The organism is Bradyrhizobium roseum (genome assembly GCF_030413175.1).
Classification (GTDB): Bacteria; Pseudomonadota; Alphaproteobacteria; order Rhizobiales; family Xanthobacteraceae; genus Bradyrhizobium; species Bradyrhizobium roseum.
Window position 1 is genome coordinate 377,653 of sequence record NZ_CP129212.1, and the last position, 20,550, is coordinate 398,202.

Annotated in this window: 21 protein-coding genes; 11 read left to right on the forward strand and 10 right to left on the reverse strand. The window is 63.8% G+C overall.

The features are described 5' to 3' along the window. Window positions 1-13: 13 nt before the first annotated feature. Both ftsY and QUH67_RS01850 read left to right on the forward strand, forming a co-directional pair. The gene (gene ftsY / locus QUH67_RS01845) at window positions 14-961 is read left to right on the forward strand and encodes a signal recognition particle-docking protein FtsY (RefSeq protein ID WP_300944952.1); all 948 of its coding nucleotides are present in this window, start codon (window positions 14-16) and stop codon (window positions 959-961) included. 2 nt (window positions 962-963) lie between these two features. Next, complete coding sequence (locus QUH67_RS01850; protein ID WP_300944953.1) at window positions 964-1,566, forward strand: septation protein A; 603 nt, start codon at window positions 964-966, stop codon at window positions 1,564-1,566. Between the two features lie 173 nt (window positions 1,567-1,739). On the opposite strand, the gene QUH67_RS01855 is transcribed toward QUH67_RS01850, so the two are convergent. From QUH67_RS01855 to ccmA, 6 genes are all read right to left on the reverse strand, one after another. Then, the gene (locus QUH67_RS01855; RefSeq protein WP_300944954.1) at window positions 1,740-2,102 is read right to left on the reverse strand and encodes a ComEA family DNA-binding protein; all 363 of its coding nucleotides are present in this window, start codon (window positions 2,100-2,102) and stop codon (window positions 1,740-1,742) included. Between the two features lie 100 nt (window positions 2,103-2,202). Next, entirely contained in the window at window positions 2,203-2,793 is a 591-nt protein-coding gene (locus QUH67_RS01860) for a DsbE family thiol:disulfide interchange protein (protein WP_300944955.1), read from the reverse strand. Further along, on the reverse strand, window positions 2,790-2,969 hold the full coding sequence (gene ccmD, locus QUH67_RS01865) for a heme exporter protein CcmD (protein WP_300944956.1): 180 nt from the start codon (window positions 2,967-2,969) through the stop codon (window positions 2,790-2,792). Before ccmD ends, QUH67_RS01860 begins: the two co-directional genes overlap by 4 nt. A 4-nt stretch (window positions 2,970-2,973) precedes the next feature. Beyond that, window positions 2,974-3,705, reverse strand: coding sequence for a heme ABC transporter permease (locus QUH67_RS01870; protein WP_300944957.1), 732 nt, complete (start codon window positions 3,703-3,705; stop codon window positions 2,974-2,976). A gap of 101 nt (window positions 3,706-3,806) precedes the next feature. Continuing rightward, window positions 3,807-4,475, reverse strand: a complete 669-nt coding sequence (gene ccmB / locus QUH67_RS01875) for a heme exporter protein CcmB (RefSeq protein ID WP_300944958.1) — start codon at window positions 4,473-4,475, stop codon at window positions 3,807-3,809. Beyond that, window positions 4,472-5,074, reverse strand: coding sequence for a heme ABC exporter ATP-binding protein CcmA (ccmA, locus tag QUH67_RS01880; protein WP_300944959.1), 603 nt, complete (start codon window positions 5,072-5,074; stop codon window positions 4,472-4,474). The genes ccmB and ccmA overlap by 4 nt, the downstream gene beginning before the upstream one ends. A 223-nt stretch (window positions 5,075-5,297) precedes the next feature. Between ccmA and acnA the strand changes: the two genes are divergently transcribed. The 3 genes from acnA (at window position 5,298) to QUH67_RS01895 (ending at window position 9,797) form a co-directional block, all read left to right on the forward strand. Continuing rightward, a complete protein-coding gene (gene acnA / locus QUH67_RS01885) occupies window positions 5,298-8,018 on the forward strand; it encodes an aconitate hydratase AcnA (protein WP_300944960.1) in 2,721 nt (906 codons plus the stop codon). 242 nt (window positions 8,019-8,260) lie between these two features. Beyond that, the gene (locus QUH67_RS01890) at window positions 8,261-9,019 is read left to right on the forward strand and encodes a DUF1223 domain-containing protein (protein WP_300944961.1); all 759 of its coding nucleotides are present in this window, start codon (window positions 8,261-8,263) and stop codon (window positions 9,017-9,019) included. Between the two features lie 406 nt (window positions 9,020-9,425). Then, window positions 9,426-9,797, forward strand: coding sequence for a DUF2794 domain-containing protein (locus QUH67_RS01895; RefSeq protein WP_300944962.1), 372 nt, complete (start codon window positions 9,426-9,428; stop codon window positions 9,795-9,797). Between the two features lie 12 nt (window positions 9,798-9,809). Here QUH67_RS01895 and QUH67_RS01900 read toward each other — a convergent pair whose 3' ends face one another. The 4 genes from QUH67_RS01900 to QUH67_RS01915 all read right to left on the reverse strand — a co-directional run bounded on the left by QUH67_RS01900 (window position 9,810) and on the right by QUH67_RS01915 (window position 14,740). Further along, window positions 9,810-10,340, reverse strand: a complete 531-nt coding sequence (locus tag QUH67_RS01900) for a GNAT family N-acetyltransferase (RefSeq protein ID WP_300944963.1) — start codon at window positions 10,338-10,340, stop codon at window positions 9,810-9,812. Between the two features lie 86 nt (window positions 10,341-10,426). After that, window positions 10,427-11,218, reverse strand: a complete 792-nt coding sequence (locus QUH67_RS01905; protein WP_300944964.1) for a Bax inhibitor-1/YccA family protein — start codon at window positions 11,216-11,218, stop codon at window positions 10,427-10,429. A gap of 241 nt (window positions 11,219-11,459) precedes the next feature. Beyond that, window positions 11,460-14,030: an ABC transporter permease gene (locus tag QUH67_RS01910; RefSeq protein ID WP_300944965.1), complete on the reverse strand. Its 2,571-nt coding sequence runs from the start codon at window positions 14,028-14,030 to the stop codon at window positions 11,460-11,462. Further along, window positions 14,027-14,740, reverse strand: coding sequence for an ABC transporter ATP-binding protein (locus QUH67_RS01915; protein ID WP_300944966.1), 714 nt, complete (start codon window positions 14,738-14,740; stop codon window positions 14,027-14,029). The genes QUH67_RS01910 and QUH67_RS01915 overlap by 4 nt, the downstream gene beginning before the upstream one ends. On the opposite strand from QUH67_RS01915, the gene QUH67_RS01920 reads away from it, so the two are divergent. The 6 genes from QUH67_RS01920 to QUH67_RS01945 all read left to right on the forward strand — a co-directional run bounded on the left by QUH67_RS01920 (window position 14,739) and on the right by QUH67_RS01945 (window position 20,547). Then, a complete protein-coding gene (locus QUH67_RS01920) occupies window positions 14,739-15,443 on the forward strand; it encodes an arylesterase (RefSeq protein ID WP_300948308.1) in 705 nt (234 codons plus the stop codon). The genes QUH67_RS01915 and QUH67_RS01920 overlap by 2 nt on opposite strands. Before the next feature lie 178 nt (window positions 15,444-15,621). Continuing rightward, window positions 15,622-16,158, forward strand: coding sequence for an RNA 2',3'-cyclic phosphodiesterase (gene thpR, locus QUH67_RS01925; protein ID WP_300944967.1), 537 nt, complete (start codon window positions 15,622-15,624; stop codon window positions 16,156-16,158). 236 nt (window positions 16,159-16,394) lie between these two features. Further along, window positions 16,395-17,576, forward strand: coding sequence for a cell division protein ZapE (zapE, locus tag QUH67_RS01930; RefSeq protein WP_300944968.1), 1,182 nt, complete (start codon window positions 16,395-16,397; stop codon window positions 17,574-17,576). A 190-nt stretch (window positions 17,577-17,766) separates the two neighbouring features. Continuing rightward, a complete protein-coding gene (gene mdh / locus QUH67_RS01935; RefSeq protein ID WP_300944969.1) occupies window positions 17,767-18,735 on the forward strand; it encodes a malate dehydrogenase in 969 nt (322 codons plus the stop codon). Window positions 18,736-18,868: 133 nt separating this feature from the next. Then, window positions 18,869-20,068: an ADP-forming succinate--CoA ligase subunit beta gene (gene sucC / locus QUH67_RS01940; protein ID WP_300944970.1), complete on the forward strand. Its 1,200-nt coding sequence runs from the start codon at window positions 18,869-18,871 to the stop codon at window positions 20,066-20,068. A 2-nt stretch (window positions 20,069-20,070) separates the two neighbouring features. Beyond that, window positions 20,071-20,547: a DUF1579 family protein gene (locus tag QUH67_RS01945; protein ID WP_300944971.1), complete on the forward strand. Its 477-nt coding sequence runs from the start codon at window positions 20,071-20,073 to the stop codon at window positions 20,545-20,547. Window positions 20,548-20,550: the final 3 nt, after the last annotated feature.

Genomic DNA, 20,550 nt, shown 5'->3' on the forward strand with positions numbered 1-20,550 from the left:
ACACGTCCCCGACATGAGCGATACCACTCCCGGAACCCCAAAACAGAGCTGGTGGCGGCGGCTTTCGAGCGGGCTGAAGCGCACGTCCAGCGCGCTCGGCAACGCCGTTGCCGATCTCGTCATCCGCCGCAAGCTCGACCGGGCCATGCTCGACGATATCGAGGACGTGCTGCTGCGCGCCGATCTCGGGGCGACGGTGGCGGTCCGGATCGCGGACGCGGTGGGCTCCGGCCGGTACGACAAGGCGATCTCGGCCGACGAGGTGAAGGCGGTGGTCGCGACCGAAGTCGAAAAAGTGCTGGCGCCGGTGGCGAAGCCGCTCGTGATCGACACCGCACAAAAGCCGTTCGTCATCCTCGTGGTCGGCGTCAACGGCTCGGGCAAGACCACGACCATCGGTAAACTGGCCGCCAAATTGAGCGCCGAGGGTCGCAAGATCATGATGGCGGCGGGCGATACGTTTCGTGCCGCCGCGATCGAGCAGCTCAAAGTGTGGGGCGAGCGCACCAAATCGCCGGTCATCGCCGGCACGCAGGGATCTGACTCGGCAAGCCTCGCCTTCAACGCGCTGACCGCGGCGAAGGAACAAAATATCGACGTGTTGCTGGTCGATACTGCAGGGCGGCTGCAGAACAAGGCCGAGCTGATGAAAGAGTTAGAAAAGGTCGTGCGCGTCATCAAGAAGGTCGATGCGTCGGCGCCGCACGCGGTGCTGCTGGTGCTCGACGCCACGGTGGGACAAAATGCGCTGTCGCAGGTCGAGGCATTTCATCGTACCGCTGGCGTCACCGGCCTCGTGATGACGAAGCTCGACGGCACCGCGCGCGGCGGCATCCTGGTGGCGCTGGCTGAAAAGTTCAAACTGCCGGTGCACTTCATCGGCGTCGGCGAGGGCGTCGACGATCTGGCGCCGTTCACCGCAAGTGATTTTGCCAAGGCGATTGCAGGTATCGAAAGTTAAGCATGGACAAGACCCAGCCGCATCCGATGTTCAAGCTGGCGACCGAACTCGGTCCGCTGCTGGTGTTCTTCGTCGCCAATGCCAAGTTCAACCTGTTCGTCGCGACCGGTGCCTTCATGGTGGCGATCGTGGCCGCGATGATCGCCTCCTATGTGGTGGTGCGGCACATTCCCATCATGGCGATCGTCACCGCCGTGATCGTGCTGGTGTTCGGCACGCTGACGCTGGTGCTGCATGACGAGACCTTCATCAAGGTCAAGCCGACTATCATCTACGCCCTGTTCGCCGCAATCCTGGGCGGCGGCCTGTTGTTCGGCCGCTCCTTCATCGCGATCCTGTTCGATCAGGTGTTCAACCTGACGCCGAAGGGCTGGCGGGTCCTGACGATGCGTTGGGCACTGTTCTTCTTCGCGATGGCGATCCTGAACGAATTTGTCTGGCGCACGCAGTCGACCGACTTCTGGGTCAACTTCAAGGTATTCGGCGTGACGCCGCTGACGATGGTGTTTGCCATCGCCCAGATGCCGCTGGTCAAGCGCTACCATCTGGAGCCCGCCACGCTGGAAGCCAGCGAGGCCGAAGCGGGCGATGTGAGCAAGGGGTAGACGCTATCGCTCTTGCTCCGCTCGGCCCCCTCGCCCGGCGCTTGCGGGGAGAGGGTTGGGGTGAGGGGCTCTCTCCGCGAACTCTGCAGGTCGTTGGACCTGTACCCCCTCACCCGGATCGCAAGAGCGATCCGACCTCTCCCCGCAAGCTGGGCGAGGTTTAGGAAACCGCCTCAGCTCTTCTGCTTGGCGATAATCTTGTCCTTGATCTTGTCGTAGGTCGCCTGCGGCAGGATGCTCTTGTTGACGAGGTCGTCCTTGCCCTTGTACGGGCGGCCCGCGATGATTTTTGCGGAATAGGCCTTGCCCACACCCGGCAGTTCGTCGAGCTGTTCGGCGCTTGCCGAGTTGATGTCGAGCAGCTCCACCTTCGGCGCCGGCGCCATCTTCGACTCCGAAGCCTTCGGCGCCGGGGCCATCATCTTGTTGTCGGACTTGGTCGCGGGTTGCGCGGTCTGGGCCATCGACGGCGTTGCCGTCATCAGGCCGAGCGTAAGAGCAGTTGCGAGCACGGAAGCGAGCGTGAAATGACGCATGGGTGTCCCTCCAAGGACGGTTCAATTAACCCCATCAAGCTAGCTGCGGATTCGTGGCGGCGCCATGGCTGCCAAATGAACGGCAGGTAAAAGTGGAAAATTATTTGCTCAACGCCTTCTCGATCGCGACCTTCAAGACGCTGTCGAGATTGGCCGGCGTCACCGGGCCGACCAGCTTGTAGACGATGGTGCCGTCGCGGCCGACCACAAAGGTTTCGGGCACGCCGTAGACGCCCCATTCGACCGAGCCGCGGCCGTTGCCGTCGACGCCGACGGCGGTAAACGGATTGCCGTAGCGGCCGAGGAAGCGGCGGGCGTTGTCGGCGGAGTCCTTGTAGTTGATGCCGACGATCTGCAGCCGCGTGTCCCTGGCGAGCGCGGTCAGAAGCGGGGCCTCGTCGTGGCACGGCACGCACCAGGACGCCCAGACGTTCACCACGGAGACCTTGTCCTTGAAGATTGCGGGGTCAAGCCCGGGGACCGGCGTACCGTTCTGGGTCAGGCCTTCCAGCGCCGGCAGCGTGGTTTGCGGCGCCGGGCGGCCGATCAGGGCGGACGGGATTTTGGAGGGGTCGCCGCCATACAGCCGCAGCAGGAACAGCGCGGCGATGGCGAGGAAGCCGATCAGCGGCAACGCCACCAGCCACTGCCGGCGGCGCGGTTGTTCGTTCGATGTGACGGGTGTGCTCATCGGATGTCCGTCGCCGGGCGGCCGGAACGCCGGGTCACGCCGGAGGTTTCGAGTTCACGCAGGCGCTCCTTCTGGCGGCGGAAGTCGATCGCGATCCAGGCGATCAGGATCAGTACGATGGCTCCGACCAGCACGTAGGACGTCACGATATAGGAGGCGTAGGGTCCGAGCGACATCGGTTCACGCCGCCTGCTGGCTGGCTTGCATCATCTGCAAGCTGCGCACACGGCGGCGCAGGATCTCGTTGCGCATCGCCGCGAGGTGCAGCGTGACGAACAGCAGCGTAAACCCGATCGCCATCACCAGCAGCGGAATCAGGAACGCGTTATCCAGCGCCGGGCCGCCCATCCGCATCACGGAGGCCGGCTGATGCAGCGTGTTCCACCAGTCGACCGAAAATTTGATGATCGGCAAATTGAGCGCGCCGACCAGCGTCAGGATGGCGGCGGCCCGCGCCGCCCGAGAGGGATCGTCGACCGCGCGCCACAGCGCCATCAGGCCGAGATACATCAGGAACAGGATCAGCACCGAGGTCAGCCGTGCATCCCATTCCCAATAGGTGCCCCACATCGGCCGGCCCCACAGCGAGCCGGTGACCAGCGCGAGAAACGTGAAGGCCGCGCCGATCGGGGCCGCGGCCTTGGCGGCGACGTCGGCCAGCGGATGCCGCCACACCAGCGTGCCCAGCGCCGCCATGCTCATCACGCCCCACACGAACATCGAAAGCCACGCATTCGGTACGTGAATGAACATGATCTTGACGGTGGCGCCCTGCTGATAGTCGTCGGGCGCCATCGCCGCCTGGTAAAGGCCGATCAGCAGCAGGGTCGCGGTCGCGCCGGCGAGCCACGGCAGCACGCGTGCGGTCAGCGACAGGAATTTGGTGGGGTTGGCGAGATCGATCAGCGGCATGGCATCCTGATAGTCGTCAGCGGCGGGGCAGGCAATGCGGCATGGTTTGGTTCCTATAGCCTCCGCCAGAGTTGATCGGCGTCAAGTTATTGTCAGCCCTGTCAATCCAGGCCATGGCGGAGGCTCGCGGCGGCTGCGAAAGGTCCGACGACGAGGCTGACCAGCGACAGCGCGCACAGGATCGAAAACGGTGTTCCGAACGAAAGGGGACCGGTGATCGCCGCCTGCGACGCCGCGACGCCGAAAATCAGCACCGGAATCGACAGCGGCAACACCAGCACCGCCAGCAGTAAACCGCCGCGGTGCAGCGTCACGGCGAGCGCCGCGCCGATCATGCCCGTGAAGGTCAGCGCCGGCGTTCCCACCAGCAGCGTCAGCGCCACCGCGGAGGTCGCGGTGGCATCGAGATTGAGCAGCAGCCCCAGCACGGGCGTCGCCACGATCAGCGGCACGCCGGCCGCAAGCCAGTGCGCCAGCGCCTTGGCGGCACAGGCCAGTTCCAGCGGCGCCCGGCCCATCACGATCAGGTCGAGCGAGCCGTCGTCATGGTCGGCCGTGAACAGGCGATCCAGCGTGAGCAGGCTTGCCAGCAATGCGCCGAGCCAGAGGATCGCGGGGCCGAGCCGCGTCAACAGCGCGAGATCCGGCCCGATCGCAAACGGCATCAGCACGGTGACGGTGAGGAAGAACAGCACACCGATCAGCGCGCCGCCGCCGACGCGCAGCGCGATTTTGACGTCCCGGCGAATCAGCGCGGCGAGGGCGGTCATTTCCCGGCCCCCATTCGCAATTCTCTCGTCTCGATCCCGAGCGGGGTGTGGGTCGCGGCGATGATGATGCCGCCGCCGGCAAGGTGGTCACGCATCACGTCGACGAACAGATCCTGCCCGGCGGTGTCGAGCGCCGAAGTGGGCTCGTCCAGCAGCCAGACCGGCCGGCGTATGACGAGCAGGCGGGCGATCGAAAGCCGCCGCCGCTGGCCGGCCGACAGATACGCCGCCGGCAGATGCGTGGCATGGCCAAGGCCCACGGCGGCAAGGCATTGGCCGAGGTCGCCGGCCGCGCCGCCGAGAAAATCCCGCCAGAACGCAAGGTTCTCATGCACGCTGAGCGCCGGTTTCAGCGCATCGCGATGGCCGAGATAATGGGCTTGTTCCGGCAGCGTCAGCTCGGCCTCGCCGCCTTCCAGGCCGACCGATCCACCGGCCGGCACCACGAGGCCCGCGATCAGGCGCAGCAGCGAGGTCTTGCCCGATCCGTTCGGGCCGACCACGGCCAGAACCTCACCGGAAACGGCTTCGAAATCGAGGCCCGAGAACACGCTGCGGCCACCCCTGATACAGTCGATTTGGCGCCCCGAGAGCCGCATTGTCGCCTTCACAGCCCTCTGAAATTGATGGGTACCGCGTCAGAATTTGTGGGTACCGCATCGCTGCAGCACGCTTGTCGGTGTGGCGGCGCTTCTAGAAAGATTCTATAAGCCCGGAACTTGATGCAGCACACAATCGACATCTGCAAGCCGGGAGGCCAGTCGACGTCGATGGTGTTTAAATACCCTTGGCGGGTATAACTTGAATCTGGGATTTCCTCACATGACCTCGCTCGACAGCTTCAAATGCCGCAAGACCCTCAAGGTCGGCAGCAAGACCTACGTCTATTACAGTCTGCCCGCCGCCGAGAAGAACGGTTTGAAGGGAATTTCCAAGCTGCCCTATTCGATGAAGGTGCTGCTGGAAAACCTGCTGCGCAATGAGGACGGCCGCACCGTCAAGAAGGAAGACATCGTCGCGGTGTCGAAATGGTTGAGGAAGCGTAAACTCGAGCATGAAATCGCGTTCCGCCCGGCGCGCGTGCTGATGCAGGATTTCACCGGCGTGCCGGCGGTGGTCGATCTCGCCGCGATGCGCAACGCGATGCAGGCGCTCGGCGGCGACGCCGAGAAGATCAACCCGCTGGTGCCGGTCGACCTCGTCATCGACCACTCCGTCATCGTCAACTTCTTCGGTGACAACAAGGCGTTCGGCAAGAACGTGGCCGAGGAATACAAGCAGAACCAGGAACGCTACGAATTCCTGAAGTGGGGCCAGAAGGCGTTTTCGAATTTCTCCGTGGTGCCGCCCGGCACCGGCATCTGCCACCAGGTCAATCTCGAATACCTTGCGCAGACCGTATGGACGAAGAAGGAGAAGATGACGGTCGGCAAGAAGACCGGCACTTTCGAGGTCGCCTATCCGGATTCGCTGGTCGGCACCGATTCGCACACGACGATGGTCAACGGCCTTGCCGTGCTCGGCTGGGGCGTCGGCGGTATCGAGGCGGAAGCCTGCATGCTCGGCCAGCCGCTGTCGATGCTGCTGCCGGAAGTGATCGGTTTCAAGCTGAAGGGCCAGCTCAAGGAAGGCGTCACCGCGACCGACCTCGTGCTGACCGTGACGCAGATGCTGCGCAAGCAGGGCGTGGTCGGCAAGTTCGTCGAGTTCTTCGGCCCGGGCCTCGACTTCCTCTCGGTGGCGGACAAGGCGACCATCGGCAACATGGCGCCGGAATACGGCGCGACCTGCGGCTTCTTCCCGGTCGATGCCGCGACCATCGATTACCTCAAGACCTCGGGCCGCAAGGCGGACCGCGTCGCGCTGGTGTCGGCCTACGCCAAGGCGCAGGGCCTTTTCCGCACGGCGAAATCCGCTGACCCGGTGTTCACGGAAACGCTGACGCTCGATCTGAAGGATGTCGTGCCGTCGATGGCCGGCCCGAAGCGTCCCGAAGGCCGCGTCGCGCTGCCCGCCGTGTCGACCGGCTTCGCCACTGCGCTTGCCGGCGAATACAAGAAGCCGGAAGGCGGCGACACGCGCTACCCGGTCGAGGGCAAGAACTTCGACCTCGGTCATGGCGACGTGGTGATCGCCGCGATCACCTCCTGCACCAACACTTCCAACCCGAGCGTGCTGATCGGCGCCGGCCTGCTGGCGCGTAACGCCGCAGCCAAGGGTCTGAAAGCAAAACCGTGGGTCAAGACCTCGCTCGCGCCTGGAAGCCAGGTCGTCGCGGAATATCTCGCCAATTCGGGGCTGCAGAAGGATCTGGACAAGGTCGGCTTCAACCTGGTCGGCTTCGGCTGCACCACCTGTATCGGCAACTCCGGCCCGCTGCCGGAGGAAATTTCAAAGTCGATCAACGACAACGGCATCGTCGCCGCCGCCGTGCTGTCGGGCAACCGCAACTTCGAAGGTCGCGTCTCGCCGGACGTGCAGGCGAACTATCTGGCCTCGCCGCCGCTGGTGGTGGCCTACGCGCTGGCGGGCACCGTGACCAAGGATCTCGCGGTCGAGCCGATCGGCACCGGCAAGGACGGCAAGCCGGTCTATCTGAAGGACATCTGGCCGACCACGAAGGAGATCAACGCCTACATGAAGAAGTTCGTCACTGCGACGATCTTCAAGAAGCGTTATGCCGACGTGTTCAAGGGCGACACCAACTGGCGCAAGATCAAGACCACCGACAGCGAGACCTATCGCTGGAACATGTCGTCGACCTATGTGCAGAATCCACCCTATTTCGAAGGCATGAAGAAGGAACCCGATCCGGTCGTCGACGTAGTCGATGCGCGGATTCTGGCGATGTTCGGCGACAAGATCACCACCGACCACATCTCGCCGGCCGGTTCGATCAAGCTGACCTCACCGGCCGGAAAATTCCTCAGCGAGCACCAGGTCCGTCCGGCCGACTTCAACCAGTACGGCACGCGGCGCGGCAATCATGAAATCATGATGCGCGGCACGTTTGCCAACATCCGCATCAAGAACTTCATGCTGAAGGGCGCCGACGGCAACATCCCGGAAGGCGGCTTGACCAAGCACTGGCCCGACGGCGAAGAGATGTCGATCTACGACGCGGCGATGAAGTACCAGCAGGAGAGCGTACCGCTGGTGGTCTTCGCCGGCGCCGAATACGGCAACGGTTCTTCGCGCGACTGGGCCGCCAAGGGCACCCGCCTGCTCGGCGTTCGCGCCGTGATCTGCCAGAGCTTCGAGCGCATCCACCGCTCCAACCTGGTCGGCATGGGCGTGTTGCCGCTGACCTTCGAGGACGGCACCTCGTGGTCGTCGCTCGGCCTCAAGGGTGACGAGAAGGTGACGATCCGGGGCCTCCAGGGCGACCTGAAGCCGCGCCAGATGCTGACGGCGGAGGTCGTCTCCGGCGATGGCGCGCTGCAGCGCGTGCCGCTGCTTTGCCGCATCGATACGCTCGACGAGCTCGAGTACTATCGGAACGGCGGCATTCTGCATTATGTGCTGCGCAAGCTCGCGGCGTAGGGTTCTCCTTTGACGCGCTTTCACGCGAGCCGGCAACCACCCCGGATCAAGTCCGGGGCCGGCGTTCGCTTGAAAACGCTTTGAAGCGCGGATTTGTGATCAGTGCCTCACTTCGAAGTGAGTAGCGACCAGGAAGAAGGCGGCCTAATGAAGGGCCGCTTTCGCGTGTTTGGGGCACGCTTTTTTTGAGGTTTGATCATGCCCCGCAATACCGACGGAAGACGTTACGACCGGTTCGCACAATGACAGCGTTGATGGCCCACAATTTGATATCGCGTTGGTCCGGCGCGCTCGGGGTCTGCGCGATCATCGCGGTCATCCGGCCGGCCCATGCCGATCCGCGCACGGTGGTCGAACTCTTCACCTCGCAGGGCTGTTCGTCATGTCCGCCGGCCGACAAGATCGTCGGCGAACTCGCCAAGGATCCGGGCGTGATCGCGCTGAGCATGCCGATCGACTATTGGGACTATCTCGGCTGGAAGGATACGCTGGCGGACTCGCGGTTCAGCGCGCGGCAGAAGGCCTATTCACACGTCCGCGGTGACCGCAATCTCTATACGCCGCAGATGATCGTCAACGGCTCGGCGCAGGTGATCGGCAGCGATCGCACCGCCATCGATAAAGCCATCAAGAGCACGGGCAAGGCCGAGGGCGTAATGTCGGTGCCGGTCTCGATGACCTTGTCGGGCAAGCAGATCAACGTTTCGGTTGAGGCAAGCAAGGCGGCGACGGGTCGCGGCGAAGTCTGGCTTTGCTCGGTCTCGCGGGCCGTGCCGATTTCGATCGGGCGCGGTGAGAACCGCGGCCAGCAGGTCACCTACTACAACGTGGTGCGCAATATCGTGAAGATCGGCGACTGGAACGGCACTGCGGGAAGCTGGACAGTTCCGCTGGACAGTATCTCCAGCAATGGAGTCGATGCGGCAGTCGTCTATGTCCAGGATGGCAGCCGTGACAGGCCAGGCGCAATGCTCGGCGCCGCCTTCACCGTGCTGCGCTAACTTTCTCCCCTGACTTTCCGTCTGGATGTCGTCGCGGCAGGCGAGGTGGGAACGCGCCCAATGCCGATGTGTCGCAGCTCGAGCCGCAAACGAAAAAGGACCAACTTTCGTTGGCCCAGTATCGGGATTGTACTCCCTCTGCGAATAGGCCCGATCCCGACGGCCCCGGGGGGCTGGGGGCTGAGGAATCCGGAACCGAAAGGACCGGGCCAACGCAGTATCCTCTTGTTGCAACCTAGCGGGGCGGGCGGTTGGCGGAAGTGGGGCAGTAATAAGATTCCGCTAACGATCCCGTGAATCGTGTTCCAGCATGTCGCCGCACTTGGCGGTTTTCCGCGTAGTTGCACCCCCTTGCGGCGTCCTCCGGTTAGCGCAATCATGTAAATTGGATGACAGGAGGCGCTCCATGAGCACGATATCGGAGGACACCGATCCAAGCGCGATACGCGCGGTGGCACGTCCTGCCACTGCAGCGCCGCAGCAAGTTCGCGTCACGTTCAATCGCCTCGAACTCAACCTTATCCTCAATCTGTATGGCCGCATGGTCGCCGACGGCGAATGGCGCGACTACGCCATCGACTTCCTGAAGGATCGTGCGGTATTTTCGGTATTTCGCCGTGCCTCCGAAGTTCCAATCTACCGGATTGAGAAGGATCCGCGGCTCGCGCGCAAGCAGGGCATGTACAGCGTGATCGCGGCGACAGGCCTGATCCTGCGCCGCGGCCACGAGCTCGAGCGCGTGCTGCTGGTGATCGACCGGAAGCTGGCGGTGGTTTAGCCGGGCACGAAACTACGATGCCGGCACCGTTGTCCCACCCTCCCCCAGTGCGCGCTGCATCATCACGGTGTCGAGCCAGCGGCCGAATTTGAGCCCGACATTCGGGTGCGTCCCGATCATCTGGAACCCGCATCGGGTATGAACGCCAATCGAGCCGGCGTTGGCGGAGTCGCCGATCACGGCGATCATCTGCCGGTATCCGCGTGCCTCGCACTCGGCGATCAGCCGCTGCATCAACTGCAGGCCGATGCCGCGGCGGTGGATCGCCGGTTGCAAATAGACGGAATTCTCCACCGTGAAACGGTACGCCGGCCGCGGCCGATAGGGGCCGGCATAGGCATAGCCGATCACCGTGCCGTCGACCGCCGCGGCGAAATAGGGGAAGCCGTCGTCTGTGAGCGCCCTGAACCGCCGCGTCATCTCTGCAAGATCGGGCGGGATCAGTTCGAACGTCGCGGTGCCGTAGCGGACCGCGTGCTCATAGATTTCGGTGATAGCGGGGAGGTCCGCCTCGGTGGCGGTACGGATTTCGGGAGCGAACATGGCCGGTAGAGTATTTTCGCTGCCGGCAAAAGAAAAGCCCCGGCCGTTGGGCCGGGGCTCTGACTTTGTAGCCTCTGCGGCGGCGACTACTCGCGCTGGCCGAGCAGCTGCAACAGCAGCGTGAACAGGTTGATAAAGTTCAGGTAGAGCGAGAGCGCGCCGGTGATCGCCGCCTTCTCTGCAATTTCACCACCCTGGGAGGCGTAGCCGTAGATGTAGTCGTTCTTCAGCCGCTGGGTATCCCAGGCCGTGAGGCCCGCGAACACCAGCACGCCGACCACCGAGACGATGAACTGCAGCATCGAGCTGGCGAGGAACAGGTTGACCACGCTCGCGATGATGACGCCGATCAGGCCCATGAACAGGAACGACCCCATGCCGCTCATGTCACGCTTGGTGGTGTAGCCGTACAGGCTCAGCGCGCCGAAGGTGGCCGCGGTGATGAAGAACACCCGCACGATCGAGGTGTGCGTGTACACCAGGAAGATCGACGACAGCGAGATGCCCATCAGCGCCGAGAACACCCAGAACAGCATCTGGGCGGTCGCAGGCCGCAGCCGGTTGATGCCGGCCGAGATCGCGAACACCATCACCAGCGGCGCAAGGATGAACAGCCACTTCAGCGGGCTGACATACATCGCCTGGCCGAACGGCGTCAGGAAGACTTTGCCAATTCGCGCCGCCGCGCCGGCCTGATCGGTGGTCACGGCGGCCATATAGACGCCGAGCGCTGCAAGGCCGGTGATGGCCAGGCCGATGCTCATGTAGTTGTAGATGCGCAGCATGTAGGCGCGCAGACCGGCATCGACGGTCGCGGCATCAACGCGCCCGGCGGCCCGGCCGAAAGGAGAAGCGTAGTTACGGTCTAGGTCCGACATGGTCGAATTCCCGTTGGTTGCCCGGCGGAGCGCAAGGGTTTGCGGCGCCGGTTGGATTTCTATCTCAGATGTCCCGACTTGCTGACATTCGCTCGACGTCATCAAGCCCGTATCTGATCTTGGCTGATATGTGGGAAACTAACACATTCGTCGCAAGCTTCCATGCGCGGCTGAATGTCGCTTCTGCCGTCATTCCCAAGCAAAAGCAGCGTTAACCCGGCGTTTCTGCCGCTACAAATTGTCACAAATTACGCAACACGCTGGCCGGCTTCTGGTTGAGCGCCAGCAACGTTCCGGCGAGTCCGAGGCCCACCGTGACGACCAGGGCGGCGGCGACCACGCCGGCGGCGCTGCCGGCCTGCCAGATGAAGCTGAGCGTCATCAGCCGGGTTACGATCAGCCAGGCAGCGATCGAACCCGCGATCACGCCGAATACCGCCGTGGCGAGGCCGATCATCAGGTACTCCAGGGCGTAGGCGCCGAGCAGCCGCGCCCGGGTCGCCCCCAGCGTCTTCAGGATGACGGCGTCGTAGACCCGGTGGCGGTGTCCGGCCGCGAGCGCCCCGCCCAGCACCAGGATCGCCGAGATCAGCGTCACCGCGCTGGCGCCGCGGATGGCAAGCACGAGATTGGCGATGACGGTGCCGACGGTTTCGAGCGCCTCGCGGACCCGCACGCTGGTGACCATCGGGAAGGCGTCCGCCACCTGCTTGATGATTCGGGCGTCGCCGGCCGGGTCCGGGTGGGCCTCGGACAGGGTCGCGACATGGCTGTGCGGCGCGCCCTTGAACGCGTTGGGCGAGAACACCAACACGAAGTTGATGCCGAGCCCCTGCCAGTCGACGTTGCGCAGATTGCTGATTTTGGCCGAGATGTCGCGGCCGAGCACGTTGACGACGATCTCGTCGCCGATTTTGAGCTTGAGGCCGTCGGCGATCTTCTTCTCCAGCGAGACCAGCGGCGGCCCTTGATAGTCCGCGCTCCACCATTCGCCCTCGACCACCTTCGAGCCCTTGGGAACCTCGTTGGTATAAGTCAGGCCACGATCGCTCTGCAGCACCCATTCGGAATCCTGCGACGCCTTGAGTTCGTCGGCCTTGACGCCGCGGGCGGCGACGATGCGTCCGCGCAGCATCGGCACGTCGTCCACCGTCGATTGCGGCGCTACCTTCTTGAGGAAGTCGCCGAACCGGTCGGCATCGGCGGTCGGGATGTCGATGAAGTAGAATGAGGGGGCTTTCTCCGGCAATGCCGCCAGGAACTGCCGTCGCAGATTGCCGTCGATCTGGGTGATCGTGACCAGCACCGCGAGCCCGAGGCCGAGCGACATCACGACCGAGGGCGTCAGCGCGCCGGGCCGGTAGATATTGGCAATCGCCAGCCGCAGCATGGTGATTCGGCTTCGGGGCAAGCGGCGCGCCAGCGCCATCAGCCCGGCCGCCACGACGCGCAGCAGCGCGAATACCGCCACTGACGAGACGACGAATACGGCCGCCACCCGCTTGTCGTAGGAAAGGCCGATGGCCACGCCGACCAGCAGCGCGATCACCGCGGCCATCAGCGCCAGATAGCTCCAGCGCGGCCGGCGCCATTCGCCCGACACTTCCTCGCGAAACAGCGCCGCGACCGGCACGTCGTGCACCCGGCCGAGCGGCCATAATCCGAAGGCGAGCGCGGTGAGCAGGCCGTAGACGAACGAGAGCGCCAGTTCGTCCGCGTGCAGGGCGGGGATGACCGGCAGCGGCAGCAGCTTGCCGAACAGGCCGACGATGGCAAAGGGCAAGGCTGCCCCGATCGCCAATCCGATCACTGAACCGACCCCGGCGAGCAGGATCACCTGCGTCAGATAGATGGTGAAGACGTCGCGGCCGGTGGCGCCCAGCGCCTTGAACGAGGCGATGACGTCGCGGCGGCGATCGATGTGGCTCTTGACCGCGTTGGCGACGCCGACGCCGCCGACCAGGAGAGCGGCGAGGCCGACCAGCGACAGGAACTGGCTGAAGCGGTTGATGGTGCGTTCGAGCTGCGGCGAAGCGTTGCTGCTGCTACGGATCCACCAGCCGGCCTCGGGGAGGGCGCTCCGCGCGTTGTCGATCAACTGGGTTGCGGCGCGATCATCGGCCGCATTGTTGGGCAGCTTCACGCGGTAGATCCAGCGCACCAGGCTGCCGGGCTGCAGCAACCCGCTCGCGCGCAGGCTCTGCTCGCTGACGAGGACGCGCGGGCCCAAACCGACATTGCCGGCGAGCTTGTCGGGTTCGGCGACCACCACGCTGCGGATCTGAAAGTTGGCATTCCCGATGGTGATGCGGTCGCCGATCTTGAGATCGAGCCGCGCCAGCAGCGTCGAATCGACCGCCGCGCCGAACGCGCCGTCACGCTCGGCCAATAGATCGGCCATCGGCATTTTGGGATCGAGCGTGACTTCCCCCAGCGTCGGGTAGTTGCCGTCCACGGCCTTGAGCTCGACCAGCGCCAGCTGGCCGTCATTGCTGCGCGCCATGACGCGCAGCGCCGCGGCGACCGAAACCTGGCCACGGGCGCGCAGGAAGTCGATTTCCTCCGGCTTGGCTTCGCGCTGGATCAGCGAGAACGCCACGTCGCCGCCGAGCAGCGTGCGGCCCTCGCGCGTCAACCCTTCGCTGAGGCTGGCAGCCACCGAGCCGACGCCGGCAATCGCCATCACGCCGAGCGCGATGCAGGCGATGAAGACATAAAATCCCCGCAAGCCGCTGCGCAGTTCGCGCAGCGCGTAGCGCAAGGCAAGGGACGACGCGCGGCTGCGATAGACGGGTTCGGAAATGCTTGTCATGAATGTCCGTCGATGCGGCCGGAACGCAACCGCACCACGCGGTCGCAGCGCTGTGCGAGCGAGGTGTCATGCGTCACCAGCACCAACGTCATGCCGCGTTCGGCGTGCTTGGTGAACAGCATATCGACGATCTGCCGGCCGGTGGTCTCGTCGAGATTGCCGGTCGGCTCGTCCGCGACAAGAATCGCTGGGTCCGGCGCCAGTGCCCGGGCCAGCGCAACGCGCTGCTGCTCGCCGCCCGAAAGTTGCGTCGGATAGTGATGCAGGCGTTCGCCGAGGCCGACGGATGCCAGCTCCTGCGCGGCGCGCGCCGCCGCATCGGGGTTGCCGGCGAGCTCCAGCGGCACCGCGACGTTCTCCAACGCCGTCATGGTCGGGATCAGATGGAACGACTGGAACACGATGCCGACCTGGCGTCCGCGGAAGCGCGCCAGCGCATCCTCGTCGAGGGCATTGAACGGGGTGCCGTTGACCACCACCTCTCCGCTGTCAGGACGCTCCAGCCCCGCCATCACCATCAGCAGGGTCGATTTGCCCGAACCTGATGGCCCGATCAGGCCGATCGCCTCGCCCGATGCCACACGAAGGCTGATATCCTTCAGGATATGTACGCGTGCAGCGCCCGAGCCGAGCGAGAGGTTGACGTTGGAAATGGTTATGGTGTCCGGAGCAACGCCGGTGAGTGAAGAGGGTTCGATGAGACTGTCCATGACTCGGTCATATGGCACTTCAGCCGCTCGGGTCGAGGGCTTGCAAAGGTTGTTTGCGCACTTAGGCGTGTTGATTGTGATTTTGATGACGGCCGGGCCGGTTCTGGCCCAGTCCCCAGTTCAAGTGCCCGCCAAGCCGGTCAAAATGGTCGTTCTCGGCGATTCCCTGAGCGCCGGTTTCGGTCTGCCGGCCTCGGCGGCGTTTCCGGCGCGTTTGCAAAAAGCCTTGGCTGACAAGGGGATAAAGGTCGACATGATCAATGCCGGGGTATCCGGCGATACTTCTTCCGGGGGGCGCGACCGACTGGACTGGTCGATCCCCGAGGGAACCGAGGCGGTGATCCTCGAACTCGGCGCCAACGATGCGCTGCGCGGAGTCGACCCCGCCGTCACCCGCACGGCGATCAGTGATATCCTGACGCGTCTGAAGGCGCGCAAGATTGCCGTGCTGATGTGCGGGATGCTCGCCCCACCCAATTACGGCAGCGACTATGCTGCGCGCTTCAACGCGATCTATCCGGAGCTTTCGAAATCCTTCGACGTGCCGCTCTATCCGTTCTTCCTGGAAGGGGTGGCCGCCGACGCAAAACTGAACCAGGCGGACGGGATGCACCCGACCGCGGAGGGCATCGACGTTATCGTAAAGAACATCCTGCCCATGGTGGAGGCATTTCTCGGGACGATCTCCGGGCAACGGAGTTGAAAAAGGGGCATTGCTAACGTTAACGCCGGTTTTCCCCGTGGCTTTTTCGGGCTGCGCGCGGGGCGTGCTTCGCAGGGTCATATAAGTCGGATAGAAATTGGTGATCGGTGATTCGTCACCGGGTTTGCTTCCAGGCGTGAGCCTTAAAAGCTGACGCCTTCGCATCGAGGATCTCGCGATGCCGCGTTTGTTTGCTGGACTGGAAATCCCGGCCGAGATCGGCCAGAGCCTTTCCAATTTGCGTGGCGGCCTTCCCGGCGCCCGCTGGATCGATCCCGAAAATTATCACGTTACCCTGCGCTTTATCGGCGATATCGACGGCATGTCGGCGAACGAAATCGCCTCCATGCTGTTTCGGGTCAACCGCAAGCCGTTCGAGGTCAAGGTGCAGGGCCTGCAGAGCTTTGGCGGCAAGAAACCGCGCGCGGTGGTCGCCTCGGTCGAGCCGTGCCGGCCGCTGATCGAACTGCAGGCCGAACTCGAGCGGCTGATGCAGCGGCTCGGTCTCGATCCCGAGGGCCGCAAATTCACGCCGCATGTGACCTTGGCGCGGCTGCATGATGCGTCGAGCCGGGATGTCGCGGATTATCTTTCGGTGCGCGGCTATTTTCCGAGCCGGACCTTCATGGCCTCGCGCTTCGTGCTGTTCTCGTCGCGCGCCTCCACCGGCGGCGGGCCTTACGTGGTCGAGGATTCCTACGCGCTGAGTGCGTGAGGGCAGGTGTTAGTCACGCCCACCGGCGTCATCATCCGCCAACGGGTCGGCGCTTTGCGCCGCCCGATGACAGGCGCCGGCGGATGATTCAGTATTCCAGACACGCCTGAAATTGGGCCGAGAAGCCGCGGCATACGGGATGCCCGCCTGCGCGGGCATGACGGGATGGTGTTTGCATGCCTCCAGCGCCAATTCACGACTTGCAATTTCCCTTCGCATAAGGCCGTAAGGGGGGCATGCCGCCGACCCAATCCTCGTTCCATTCCCAGTATCAGGCCCTCGTCGACTCCGGTGCGATCGAGGCCGATCCGGCGCAGGCGGAAGCCGCGGAAGCCTTCGCCGCCCTCGAAGAGCGGCTGTCGGGCTACAAGCCGGCGAAGAAGCTCAGCCTGCTGGGGCGGCTGTTCGGCGACAAGGGCGAGCCGCCGCCGCGCGGGCTTTACGTGCATGGCGAGGTCGGCCGCGGCAAGACCATGCTGATGGACCTGTTCTTTCAGCACTCGCCGGTCCGGCACAGGCGCCGCGCGCATTTCCATGAATTCATGGCCGAGGCGCATGAGAAGATCTATGCCTACCGTCAGAACATGGCGCGCGGCGAGATCGCCGACGGCGACGTCATCGAACTGACGGCGAACGCGATCTTCGACGAGGCGTGGCTGTTGTGTTTCGACGAATTCCACGTCACCGACATCGCCGACGCCATGATTTTGGGACGACTGTTCTCAAAATTGTTCGAACTCGGCACGGTGGTGGTGGCGACCTCGAACGTCGCGCCCGAAAACCTCTACAGGGGCGGCCTCAACCGCGCGCTGTTCCTGCCCTTCATCAAGCAGATCGAAGACCGCATGGACGTGCTCAGGCTCGACGCGCGCACCGATTTCCGGCTGGAAAAGCTCGCTGGCGTGAAGATGTGGCTGGTGCCTCCGGACGACGAGGCTGGCGCCGCGCTCGATCGCGCCTGGCGCCGGATGACCGGCAATGCGCCGTGCAAGCCGCGCGACATCATCATCAAGGGCCGCGTGCTGCGCGTACCCTGTTCGGCGCACGGCGTCGCGCGGTTTTCGTTTGCCGACATCTGCGAAAAGCCGCTCGCCGCGTCGGACTATCTGCGGCTGGCGCATGATTATCACACGATCCTGATCGACGGCATTCCGGTGATGGATTATCCCGAGCGCAACGCCGCCAAGCGTTTCATCTCGCTGATCGATACGCTCTACGACAATGCCGTGAAACTGATGGCCTCGGCCGCGGCCGACCCGGTCTCGCTGTATCTGGCGACCGACGGTGTCGAGGCCAACGAGTTCAAGCGGACTTCTTCGCGGCTGATCGAAATGAGCTCGGAATCCTATCTGGCGCTCCCGCATGGCCGGAAGGACTCTTCCGCCAGCGGGTCGAGCACGGGGCTGGTGGAGACTTAAAAGTCCCGCCGCCTTCAGCGCGTCGTTTGGCGTGTAAGGACGGAGGCGGCTCTGGCATACCTGATCGAAATCAAGGCAAGGCCCTACAATCGGGCATAGTCCCGTCTTGAACCGGCCTATCGAAAGGGATAACCAGCGATCCGACTGAATTATCCATCCTCTCACTTCGTCTCAGAAGGACAAATTTCCCATGGCGCGCGACAAGATTGCTTTGATTGGCTCCGGTCAGATCGGCGGAACGCTGGCTCACCTCGTCGGCCTGAAGGAGCTCGGCGACGTCGTCATGTTCGATATCGCGGAAGGCGTCCCCCAGGGTAAGGCGCTCGATATCGCGCAGTCCTCCCCGGTCGACGGTTTCGATTCCAACCTCACCGGCGCCAATTCCTACGACGCGCTCGACGGCGCCAAGGTCTGCATCGTCACCGCCGGCGTGCCGCGCAAGCCCGGCATGAGCCGCGACGATCTCCTGAGCATCAACCTGAAAGTGATGGAGCAGGTCGGCGCCGGTATCAAGAAGTACGCTCCCGACGCCTTCGTCATCTGCATCACCAACCCGCTGGATGCGATGGTCTGGGCGCTGCAGAAGGCTTCCGGCATGCCGCACAAGAAGGTGGTCGGCATGGCTGGCGTGCTCGACTCCGCGCGCTTCCGCTACTTCCTCGCCGATGAATTCAACGTCTCGGTCGAAGACGTCACCGCCTTCGTGCTCGGCGGCCACGGCGACACCATGGTGCCGCTGACCCGCTACTCCACCGTCGCCGGTATTCCGCTGCCCGATCTCGTCAAGATGGGCTGGACCTCGCAGGCCCGCATCGACGAGATCGTCGACCGCACCCGCAACGGCGGCGCCGAGATCGTCAATTTGCTGAAGACCGGTTCGGCGTTCTACGCCCCGGCCGCCTCCGCGATCGCGATGGCCGAGAGCTACCTGAAGGACAAGAAGCGCGTGCTGCCCTGCGCCGCCTATCTCAATGGCGAATACGGCGTGAAGGACATGTATGTCGGCGTTCCCGTCGTCATCGGTTCGAAGGGTGTCGAGCGTATCGTGGAGATCGAATTGGCTGGCAAGGACCGCGAAGCCTTTGACAAGTCGGTCGGCGCGGTTCAGGGGTTGGTCGATGCCTGCAAGAAGATCGCGCCCGATCTGCTCGGACGTTGATTTGACTAAAGCTTCCGCTCCCTGTCGGGAGCGGAAGTGTCAGAGGGTTGCAGTTTCATTGGCATGTGGTATGCCAACTACCAATGCCGGTGATCTGTAGAATTTGCCGCACAGGGTTTTGGGGAGCGTCCAGATGAATATCCATGAATATCAGGCCAAGGCCCTGCTGCATGAGTTCGGTGTGCCGATTTCGCGCGGCGTGGCGGTCCTTAAGGCCTCGGATTCCGACGCCGCCGCCAAGCAGCTCCCCGGCCCGATCTGGGTGGTGAAGAGCCAGATCCATGCCGGCGGCCGCGGCAAGGGCAAGTTCAAGGAAGCCTCCGCCGGCGACAAGGGCGGCGTCCGCATCGCCAAGTCGGTGGACGAGGTCAACGAATTCGCCAAGCAGATGCTGGGCGCGACCCTGGTCACGATCCAGACCGGCCCCCAGGGCAAGCAGGTCAACCGCCTCTACATCGAGGAAGGCTCCGACATTGACAAGGAGTTCTATCTCTCGATCCTGGTCGACCGCGAGACCTCGAAGGTGTCGTTTGTGGTTTCGACGGAAGGCGGCGTGAACATCGAGGAAGTCGCGCACAATACGCCCGAAAAGATCGTCACCTTCTCGGTTGATCCGGCCACCGGCATCATGGGCCATCACGGCCGCACCGTCGCCAAGGCGCTCAACCTCTCCGGCGACCTCGCCAAGCAGGCCGAGAAGCTCGTGGGGCAGCTTTATAACGCCTTCACCGGCAAGGACATGGCGATGCTGGAGATCAATCCGCTCGTCGTCACCAAGCAGGGCCAGCTCCGCGTGCTCGATGCAAAGGTGTCGTTCGACGACAACGCGATGTTCCGCCACCCCGAGATCGCGGTGCCATTGCGCGATCTGACCGAGGAAGACGACAAGGAAGTCGAGGCCTCGAAATACGATCTCAACTACGTCACGCTCGACGGCACCATCGGCTGCATGGTCAACGGCGCCGGCCTCGCGATGGCGACCATGGACATCATCAAGCTCTACGGCATGGAGCCTGCCAACTTCCTCGACGTCGGCGGCGGCGCCAGCAAGGAAAAGGTCGCGGCGGCCTTCAAGATCATCACCGCCGATCCCAACGTGAAGGGCATCCTGGTCAACATCTTCGGCGGCATCATGAAGTGCGACATCATCGCCGAAGGCGTTGTCGCCGCCGTCAAGGAAGTCGGCCTTAAGGTGCCGCTGGTGGTGCGGCTCGAAGGCACCAATGTCGACGCCGGCAAGCAGATTATCCGCGAATCCGGCCTCAACGTGTTGCCCGCCGACAATCTCGATGACGCCGCACAGAAGATCGTGAAAGCCGTCAAGGGAGGCTAGCGATGCCTGACCATCTCGACGCACCGGCCCCGCTGGACGAGCACCGCAAGCTCGCGGCTCTCGCGGGCGAATGGGCTGGCGAGGAAATGGTCTACCCCTCGCGCTGGAACGCCGGCGGTCCGGCGCTTTCGCGGGTCGTCGCGCGCATCGATCTCAACGGCTTCTATCTGATCCAGGACACGTTGCAGACGCGCGACGGCAAGGAAACCTTCGCTACCCATGGCGTCTTCACCTACGACCGCGACGACCGGACCTACAAATTGTTCTGGCACGATTCGCTCGGCTACTACTCGCCGGCGCCGGCCTCCGGCGCCTGGGTCGGCAACAAGCTGACGCTGGTGCGCGGCTCGCTGCGCGGCAACGCGCGGCACGTCTACGAAATCGTCGACAAGGACAGTTACACCATGAAGATCCAGTTCTCACCCGATGCCGAGGGCTGGACCGACGTGCTTACCGGCACGTATCGGCGGGTGAACTGAGAG